Source organism: Stenotrophomonas sp. 3diitr2024 (genome assembly GCF_042136455.1).
Lineage (GTDB): Bacteria > Pseudomonadota > Gammaproteobacteria > Xanthomonadales > Xanthomonadaceae > Stenotrophomonas > Stenotrophomonas sepilia.
The window spans coordinates 1-8,225 of sequence record NZ_JBHHMJ010000017.1 but is presented as its reverse complement, the minus strand read 5'-3'; the positions used below and the strand labels follow the sequence as shown (position 1 = coordinate 8,225).

Genomic DNA, 8,225 nt, shown 5'->3' with positions numbered 1-8,225 from the left:
GACGGAGGGAATTAAGTCGTTTGTGGCACAAACGACTTAATTCCCTCCGTCCCCTTTTTGTCAACGCCGCGCCAGCAACACCAGCACCGCGCCGGTGCCGCCTTGCCCGGTCGGCGCCGAATGAAACGCCAGCACGTCGTTGCGAAGCCGCAGCAGGCGATCAACCAGGTTCTTCAGCACCGGTGCACCGCCATCGGACTGCAGGCCCTTGCCGTGGATGATGCGCACGCAGCCATACTCGTGTGCATGCGCTTCCAGCAGGAACTGACGCAGCAGGGTTTCCGCCTGCGCGGCGGTGGCGCCGTGCAGGTCCAGCTCATCCTGTACCGAATACTGGCCGCGCTTGAGACGCTGGAACAGGCGCGGTGGCAGGTTGTCGCGGCGGTAGCTGGCCACGTCGCCCGCTTCCAGCGGCGTACTGTCGCGCAGCAGCCGCGCAAACTCGCCCGCGGCTTCGGCCTCGTCGCGTTCGGCCATGCGTGCGCGCGGCTTCGGCCGGGGCGCAGCAGGCGCCGGTTCGGCATCCTTGCGCAGCGGCGTCACTTCACCGATGGCCGCACGGAACAGCGCGGCCGGATCTTCGTCTTCAGGGTGCGACATGCGCACAGGGTAAACCGCCGGCGCGGGTCTGCCTATGACGGTTCGATGTCGGCCGTGACCGCCGGCAGGGTAGGACCGGCGGCTCGCATGCGGCACAATAGACGATGCCCTTGCAGGGTCGACGGCTTCCGCAGGGGAGTACGACGGTCCCGCCCACACTGCACGGTGACGGAATCGAATTCTTGGAAAATCAAGCGGTTAAATCGAAGATGCGAATCCTGGTCAGTAATGACGATGGTGTCGACGCCGCAGGCATCCGGATGCTTGCTTCGGTCCTGCGCGAGGCCGGACACGAAGTCACGGTGGTCGCGCCCGACCGCGATCGCTCCGGTGCCAGCAACTCGCTGACCCTGGACCTGCCGATCCGGCTCAAGCGCATCGACCATTACACCGTCTCGGTGGCTGGCACGCCGACCGACTGCGTGCACCTGGCGCTGACCGGCCTGCTTGAATTCGAGCCGGACATCGTCGTGTCAGGCATCAACAACGCCGCCAACCTCGGCGACGACGTGATCTATTCCGGCACCGTCTCGGCGGCGATGGAAGGCCGCTTCCTCGGCCTGCCGGCGGTGGCGGTCTCGCTGGTTACCCGCAACCACGATCCGAAGCACTTCGACACCGCCGCGCGCGCCGCAGTGGAGATCGTGGCCCGGCTCAAGGCCGATCCGCTGCCGGCCGACACCATCCTCAACGTCAACGTGCCGGATCTGCCCTGGAGCGAGGTCAAGGGCTTCGAGGTCACCCGCCTTGGCAACCGCCATCGTGCCGAAGGCTGCATCGCGCAGAAGGATCCGCGCGGCAACGAGGTGTACTGGATCGGCCCGGCCGGGCGCGAGCAGGACTCCGGCCCGGGCACCGACTTCCACGCGGTGCGCACCGGCCACATCTCGATCACCCCCATCCAGGTGGACCTGACCCGCTACCAGGCGCTGGAGAAAGTGGCCAGCTGGGTGGGTGGCCTCAGCGCCGCGCTGGACCGGCCGGCATGAGTCCACGCCTGCGACTGCAGCCCGAAGCTGTCGGCATCGGCATGACCTCGCAGCGCGTGCGTGACCGTCTGGTCGATCGCCTGCGCGAAGCTGGCATCGTCGACGAGTCCACCTTGAACGCAATCCGGGTTGTGCCGCGCCATCTGTTCATCGATGAAGCACTGGCCTCGCGTGCCTATGAGGACACCGCGCTGCCGATCGGCCATGGCCAGACCATCTCGCAGCCCTGGGTGGTCGCCCGGATGACCGAGGCGGTGCTCCAGGTCGCGCCGAAGCGCGTGCTGGAAGTCGGCACCGGCTCGGGCTACCAGGCCGCCATCCTGGGCGCGCTGGGCTTGGAGGTCTACACCGTGGAGCGTATCGGTGACCTGTTGCGGCAGGCACGCAAGCGCTTCCGCGCACTGGGCATGAACATCCGCACCAAGCATGACGACGGTCGCGCCGGATGGGCCGAGCACGGTCCGTTCGATGCCATCGTGGTCACCGCCGCCGCGCCTGCACTGGTCGATGAACTGGTCGGGCAGCTGGCTGAAGGGGGGCGCCTGGTGGCGCCGGTGGGTGGCCCGGGCGGACAGTCGCTGGTGCAGCTGGACCGCAAGCCCGATGGCAGCATCGAACAACGCGTGCTGGCACCGGTCACGTTCGTGCCGCTGCTGTCTGGCATGCTCGACTAATCCACGGAGCAGGGTTGCATGAAGATTTTCGGGCCGCTGTACGAGCGGGCGATGAAGTGGGCGGCGCACGAACGCGCGCCGACCTACCTGACGGTACTGAGTTTCTTTGAAGCGATCATCTTCCCGGTGATGCCGGAAGTGATGCTGGCACCGATGTGCGTGGCCCAGCCCAAGCGTGGCTGGTGGTTCGCCACCCTCAGCCTGGCGGGCTCGATGGTCGGCGCGCTGGTTGGTTACGCGCTGGGTCATTACGCTTTCGAGGCGATCAAGCCGGTGTTCGAGGCGCTGGGCATGCTTCCGGCGATCGAGCAGGGCATCACCACCGTGCAGGCGAAGATGGCCGAATCGCCGTGGGCGGTGTTCACCTTCCTGGTGCTGGGCGGCTTCATGCCGATCCCGATGAAGGTCTTCACGTGGGCATCGGGTATCGTCGGCGTACCGATGCCGCAGTACCTGTTGAGCATGTTGATCGGTCGTGGCAAGCGCGTGTTCGTGCTGGCCGCGGTCATCCGTATCGGTGGTGCGCGTGCCGAAGCGGCGCTGCGTCGCTGGATTGAACCGCTGGGCTGGATCGCCACCGTGCTGGTGGTGGTGCTGATCGCCTGGCTTGTATGGAGGTCGAAGTTCGCATGAATCCTGATCGTCTGAGCAAGGGAGTGCGCATCGGCGCGCTGGCGTTGCTGGTTTCCACACTGGCCGCCTGCGGTACCGCCACCGTGGTCCGCCCGGGCGGCGGCAACGCTGGCGGCGTGACCACGCCGAAGACCTCGGTACCCAAGCCCGGGCAGACCGTGGTGGTGCGCAAGGGCGACACCATCTATGCGCTGGCCCGCATCCATGACATCACCCCGGCCGACCTGATTGCCTGGAATCGTCTGGACAACCCGTCGACCATCTACCCCGGCCAGGTGATCCGCCTGTATCCGCAGGGGGCCACCAGCGGCCGTGCGCCGACCACGGTGGTCACCCCGCCGCGTTCGGCTGGCAGCAGTGGCGGCAGCACCGCGCCGGCCCCGGCGCCGGTCGGGCCGGTGAAGAGCAACATCGCCTGGCGCTGGCCAGCCGATGGCGCGATCGTCGGCCGCTACGTTGCCGGTGACGCGACCAAGCAGGGCGTCGACATCGCCGGCACCAGCGGCCAGCCGGTCAAGGCAACCGCCAACGGTGTGGTGGTGTACTCCGGTGCCGGCCTGGTCGGCTACGGCGAACTGATCATCATCAAGCACAGCGACCAGTGGCTGTCCGCCTATGGTCACAACCGCAAGCGCCTGGTCAATGAAGGGCAGAGCGTGAAGGCTGGCGAGCAGATCGCCGAAATGGGCCGCACCGGTGCGAACCGCGACATGGTCCACTTCGAGATTCGCTACAACGGCAAGCCGGTCGATCCGCAGCAGTACCTGCCGGCACGTTGACGCGGTTGGAACAGGGAGTGCCGGGCCATGCCTGGCGTTCCTGACCTGTAGAGCCGTGCTCGACTCAGCGACTGCGGAGCGGTCGTTTGCGATCCTGTGTGCCGCAGGCTCACCTTCACGGCGGACCGGATACCCGGCATTCTTGAGCGGTCCCAGTCGGCCCGGTACCCCATGCTGCGTCCTGCTTCCGTTCTCGCCTTGCTGATCGTCGCGCCGCTGGTCACCGCGGCCAGCGATCCGCGCGACGTGGTCACCCGTCTTTACGCCGTAGTCCAGGCGCCGGCTTCAGATGAAGCAGCCATCCCGCCGTTGCTGGGCGATGCCCTGCGCTCGGCGGTCGATGCGCAGCATGCTTACGAGCGGGCCTGCACCGCGCTGGCCGCGCGCGACGAGAAGCCGCACATGCTCGACCAGAGCCTGTATCTGCTGGCGCCGGACCGACCGGACACGGTCGCGGTGGGAATGCCCGAATCGAGGGGTGACGCGACCTGGATCCGCGTCGACATGGCAGTGGGCGACTATCGATGGACCGACCGGGTCCTGCTGCAGCGGCAGGACCGGGACTGGAAGGTCATGGATATCCGCTGGGGGCAGGGCGGCCACCTGATCGGCCGGCTCCAGGAGTTCTCGGCATTCCGCTGCGCGCCTTCAGGCCGCTAGGGGCCGGAGGCACCGGTGACTCGAGAACTCAGCCTTCCAGAATGAAAGCAGCCGCGACCTTGCGGCCTTCGCCTGCCAGGATGTTGAAGGTGCGTGCGGCGGCTGGATTGTTCATCACTTCCAGGCCGATGCCGCGTGACAGGCAGGCGGCCATCACCACCGCCGATGGGAACACCTGGCGGTCACCGGTACCCAGCACGATCAGCGCCGGGTTCAGCGCCAGGATCGGCTCCAGGTCCGCCAGCTGCAACGCAGCGGCGCTCGCCACCGGCCAATGCGCGACCAGCTGGTCCGGGGTCAGGAAGAAGCTCCCGTCCAGCACCTGGTCATTGACCTTGGCCGAGCGGCCATCGGCGGCGCGCAGGCTGTAGGCGTAGTCGGGCGGTTCGTGGTTCAGCTGCATGACGGTAGGGCGATCAGCCGCGCGGCAGCACGATCTGGCGCTGTTCCCTGCTCGGGCGGTACAGCACGGCGACGTGGCCGATGCGCTGCACCAGAGCGCTCTCGGTGGCTTCGACGATCTCGCCGATCATCACGTCACGGGCGTCGCGATCCTCGGCAGCGACCTTCACCTTGACCAGTTCGTGGCGCTCCAGCACTTCGTTCAGCTCAGCGATGAAGGCCGGGGTCACACCCTTGCCGCCGGTCTGCAGCAGGGCCTTCAGGTCGTGGGCTTGGCCGCGCAGGAAACGGGTCTGGGAAGCGGTCAGGGCGATGGACATGCAGGAAAACACGGTTGAATGGGGCGATCAGGGTATCATGAGGACCCCATCAGCCCCTATTTTCAATGGCTACCCGCAGCAAAAGCAGCCAGCGCTGGCTCAAGGAACACTTCTCCGACCCCTTCGTGAAGAAGGCGCAGGCCGAAGGCATGCGCTCGCGCGCCGCCTACAAGCTCGAAGAGCTGCTTGAACGTGACCGGCTGCTGAAGCCGCACATGGTGGTGGTCGACCTCGGCGCGGCGCCGGGTGGCTGGTCTCAGCAGGTTAGGAGACAGATCGGCGACACCGGCCGCGTGCTGGCCCTGGACATCCTGGACATGCCGCCGCTGGCCGGCGTGGAGTTCCTTCATGGTGACTTCAGGGAAGAAGCGGTCCTATCGCAGTTTGAAGCCATGCTCGGGGATCAGCCGGTAGACCTTGTGCTGTCGGACATGGCCCCCAATAAGAGTGGTGTGGGCGCGGTCGACCAGCCGCGGATGATGCACCTGGCGGAGCTGGCCCTGGATTTTGCCGACAACCACCTGAAGACCGGTGGGGCATTCCTGATCAAGCTGTTCCAGGGCGAGGGCTTTGACGACTACGTGCGCGACATGCGCCGCCGGTACGACAAGGTCTCCATCCGCAAGCCGGAAGCCTCGCGCAAGCGCTCTCCCGAGGTGTACGCCTTGGGTCAGGGAAAACGCGCCCACATGAAGTAAGCTCGCAATGTACGCAAGTTCGACCCCCACGCAACGCCAGCACTGAGAGGAACACCGGAGCCAATGAGGATGAACGACTTGACCAAGAACCTCCTGCTATGGGTGGTCGTCGCCGTCGTGCTGATGGTGGTCTTCCAGAGCTTCTCGCCGAAGTCCTCCGGAGCCGGCGCGCAGGGTGCGTCGTACTCGCAGTTCCTGGACCAGGTGGACAGCGGCAACGTGCAGAAGGTCGCCTTTGGCGGCGACATGCGCGGCGGCACCAGCCAGCTGACCTACACCACCCGCGGCGGGCAGACATCCACCATCACCGCACCGTTCGATCGCGACCTGATCAACGTGCTGCGCACCAAGAACGTGGAGATTGTGCAGGAGGAGCCGTCCAGCGGCATCTCCCTCGGCGCGATCCTGATGAATTTCCTGCCGGTCATCCTGATCATCGGCTTCTGGTTGTTCATCATGCGCCAGATGCAAGGCGGTGGCGGCGGTGCCAAGGGCGCGATGTCCTTCGGCAAGTCGCGCGCCAAGCTGCAGGGCGAGGACCAGATCAAGGTCACCTTCGCCGACGTCGCCGGCTGCGACGAGGCCAAGGAAGAAGTGGGCGAGCTGGTCGACTTCCTGCGCGACCCGTCCAAGTTCACCAAGCTGGGTGGCAAGATTCCGCGCGGCGTGCTGATGGTGGGCCCGCCGGGTACCGGCAAGACGCTGCTGGCCAAGGCCATCGCCGGCGAAGCCAAGGTGCCGTTCTTCTCGATCTCCGGTTCGGACTTCGTGGAAATGTTCGTCGGCGTCGGCGCCAGCCGCGTGCGCGACATGTTCGAGCAGGCCAAGAAGCATGCCCCGTGCATCATCTTCATCGACGAAATCGACGCCGTCGGTCGTCACCGTGGCGCCGGCCTGGGCGGTGGCCATGACGAGCGCGAGCAGACCCTGAACCAGCTGCTGGTCGAAATGGATGGTTTCGAGGGCGGTGAAGGCGTGATCGTGATCGCCGCCACCAACCGTCCGGACGTGCTGGACCCGGCGCTGCTGCGTCCGGGTCGCTTCGACCGCCAGGTCGTGGTTGGCCTGCCGGACGTGAAGGGTCGCGAGCACATCCTGAAGGTGCACATGCGCAAGCTGCCGCTCGCCGACGATGTCGAGCCGATGGTGATCGCGCGGGGTACCCCGGGCTTCTCCGGTGCTGATCTGGCCAACCTGTGCAACGAGGCGGCCCTGTTCGCCGCGCGTGGCAACGAGAAGGAAGTCCGCATGGACCACTTCGACCGTGCCCGCGACAAGATCCTGATGGGTGCCGAGCGCCGCTCGATGGCCATGAGCGAAGAAGAGAAGACCCTGACCGCCTACCACGAAGCCGGCCACGCCATTGTCGGCCGCCTGGTGCCCGAGCACGACCCGGTCTACAAGGTCACGATCATCCCGCGCGGCCGTGCGCTGGGCGTGACCATGTACCTGCCGGAGGGCGACAAGTATTCGATGAACCGCGTGGCGATCAAGTCGCAGCTGTGCTCGCTGTACGGTGGTCGTGTGGCCGAGGAGCTGATCTTCGGTGCCGACAAGGTCACCACGGGCGCTTCCAACGACATCGAACGCGCCACCAAGATGGCCCGCAACATGGTCACCAAGTGGGGCCTGTCCGACCAGCTCGGCCCGATCGCCTATGGCGAAGAGGATGACGAGGTGTTCCTGGGCCGTTCGGTCACCCAGCACAAGAGCGTGTCCAACGACACCGCGCGTCGCATCGATGAGGAGGTGCGCAAGATCCTCGACGAAGCCTACGCGCGCACTACCGAGCTGATGACGGCCAACCTGGACAAGTTGCACGCGATGTCCCAGCTGCTGCTGCAGTACGAGACGATCGACGCGCCGCAAATCGACGCCATCATGGAAGGCCGCGATCCGCCGCCGCCGGCCGGCTGGAGCAAGTCGAACAAGGATGGTGGCAACGACAAGGGCGGCGACGCCCGCCCGCTGCCGCCGATCGCGGGCCCGGCCGAATCGCACTGACGGCCCGCTGCGCGTGACACCAGACGAGGCCGGGGCAACCCGGCTTCGTCGTTTCCGGGCTACCGGCCCATTCCGAAGAACCGAACTGACGCTGGAGCCCGCATGTCTGCCCCGAAGCCCGAACCGATTTCCCACACCGCCGAAATGGTCATCGCCACCGTGGTCGGCGTGGGTGTGGGCCTCGGAGCCGACAATCTGCTGTTGGGCTGCGTGGTGGGTATCGCGGTCGGCATCGTGCTGAGCATCGCCAGGACCCTGTACGTGGACCGCAAGCGCCGCCGCCGTTGAGGGTGTCGGCAGGGCTGCGCCCTGCACCCGTGGTAGTGCCGGCCGCTGGCCGGCAACCTCAGCAGCAACAGCAACAGCAACAGCAACAGCAACAGCAACATTCCGTGGTTTGGCGGGGCGGTGTCGGAGGGCGGGGACGCCGTGAACCCGTCCATGGGGGCTTGGCAGCCGCATCCAT

At 66.4% G+C, this 8,225-nt stretch carries 11 protein-coding genes; 8 read left to right on the top strand and 3 right to left on the bottom strand.

What is annotated here, in order from left to right:
• Positions 1–60 precede the first annotated feature (60 nt).
• A complete protein-coding gene (locus ABGA94_RS00210; RefSeq protein ID WP_005409007.1) occupies positions 61–600 on the bottom strand; it encodes a Smr/MutS family protein in 540 nt (179 codons plus the stop codon).
• A gap of 209 nt (positions 601–809) precedes the next feature.
• Between ABGA94_RS00210 and surE the strand changes: the two genes are divergently transcribed.
• The 5 genes from surE (at position 810) to ABGA94_RS00185 (ending at position 4,335) form a co-directional block, all read left to right on the top strand.
• Entirely contained in the window at positions 810–1,589 is a 780-nt protein-coding gene (gene surE, locus ABGA94_RS00205) for a 5'/3'-nucleotidase SurE (RefSeq protein ID WP_005416031.1), read from the top strand.
• Positions 1,586–2,263 carry a protein-L-isoaspartate(D-aspartate) O-methyltransferase gene (locus ABGA94_RS00200; RefSeq protein WP_005416032.1) on the top strand — a complete coding sequence of 226 codons (678 nt, stop codon included), beginning with the start codon at positions 1,586–1,588 and terminating at the stop codon, positions 2,261–2,263. The genes surE and ABGA94_RS00200 overlap by 4 nt, the downstream gene beginning before the upstream one ends.
• Before the next feature lie 18 nt (positions 2,264–2,281).
• Entirely contained in the window at positions 2,282–2,896 is a 615-nt protein-coding gene (locus ABGA94_RS00195; RefSeq protein WP_005416033.1) for a YqaA family protein, read from the top strand.
• Positions 2,893–3,675 carry a peptidoglycan DD-metalloendopeptidase family protein gene (locus ABGA94_RS00190; RefSeq protein ID WP_005416034.1) on the top strand — a complete coding sequence of 261 codons (783 nt, stop codon included), beginning with the start codon at positions 2,893–2,895 and terminating at the stop codon, positions 3,673–3,675. The genes ABGA94_RS00195 and ABGA94_RS00190 overlap by 4 nt, the downstream gene beginning before the upstream one ends.
• Positions 3,676–3,846: 171 nt before the next feature.
• Complete coding sequence (locus ABGA94_RS00185) at positions 3,847–4,335, top strand: hypothetical protein (RefSeq protein WP_005416035.1); 489 nt, start codon at positions 3,847–3,849, stop codon at positions 4,333–4,335.
• 28 nt (positions 4,336–4,363) lie between these two features.
• Here ABGA94_RS00185 and ABGA94_RS00180 read toward each other — a convergent pair whose 3' ends face one another.
• Both ABGA94_RS00180 and yhbY read right to left on the bottom strand, forming a co-directional pair.
• Entirely contained in the window at positions 4,364–4,738 is a 375-nt protein-coding gene (locus ABGA94_RS00180; RefSeq protein ID WP_005416036.1) for an Mth938-like domain-containing protein, read from the bottom strand.
• A 13-nt stretch (positions 4,739–4,751) separates the two neighbouring features.
• On the bottom strand, positions 4,752–5,057 hold the full coding sequence (gene yhbY / locus ABGA94_RS00175; RefSeq protein ID WP_005416037.1) for a ribosome assembly RNA-binding protein YhbY: 306 nt from the start codon (positions 5,055–5,057) through the stop codon (positions 4,752–4,754).
• A 65-nt stretch (positions 5,058–5,122) separates the two neighbouring features.
• On the opposite strand from yhbY, the gene rlmE reads away from it, so the two are divergent.
• From rlmE to ABGA94_RS00160, 3 genes are all read left to right on the top strand, one after another.
• Positions 5,123–5,755 (top strand): 23S rRNA (uridine(2552)-2'-O)-methyltransferase RlmE, encoded by a 633-nt coding sequence (rlmE, locus tag ABGA94_RS00170; RefSeq protein ID WP_005409014.1) that lies wholly within the window; start codon positions 5,123–5,125, stop codon positions 5,753–5,755.
• A gap of 69 nt (positions 5,756–5,824) precedes the next feature.
• Positions 5,825–7,759, top strand: coding sequence for an ATP-dependent zinc metalloprotease FtsH (ftsH, locus tag ABGA94_RS00165; RefSeq protein ID WP_005416038.1), 1,935 nt, complete (start codon positions 5,825–5,827; stop codon positions 7,757–7,759).
• Between the two features lie 102 nt (positions 7,760–7,861).
• Complete coding sequence (locus ABGA94_RS00160; RefSeq protein WP_005416039.1) at positions 7,862–8,047, top strand: hypothetical protein; 186 nt, start codon at positions 7,862–7,864, stop codon at positions 8,045–8,047.
• Positions 8,048–8,225: the final 178 nt, after the last annotated feature.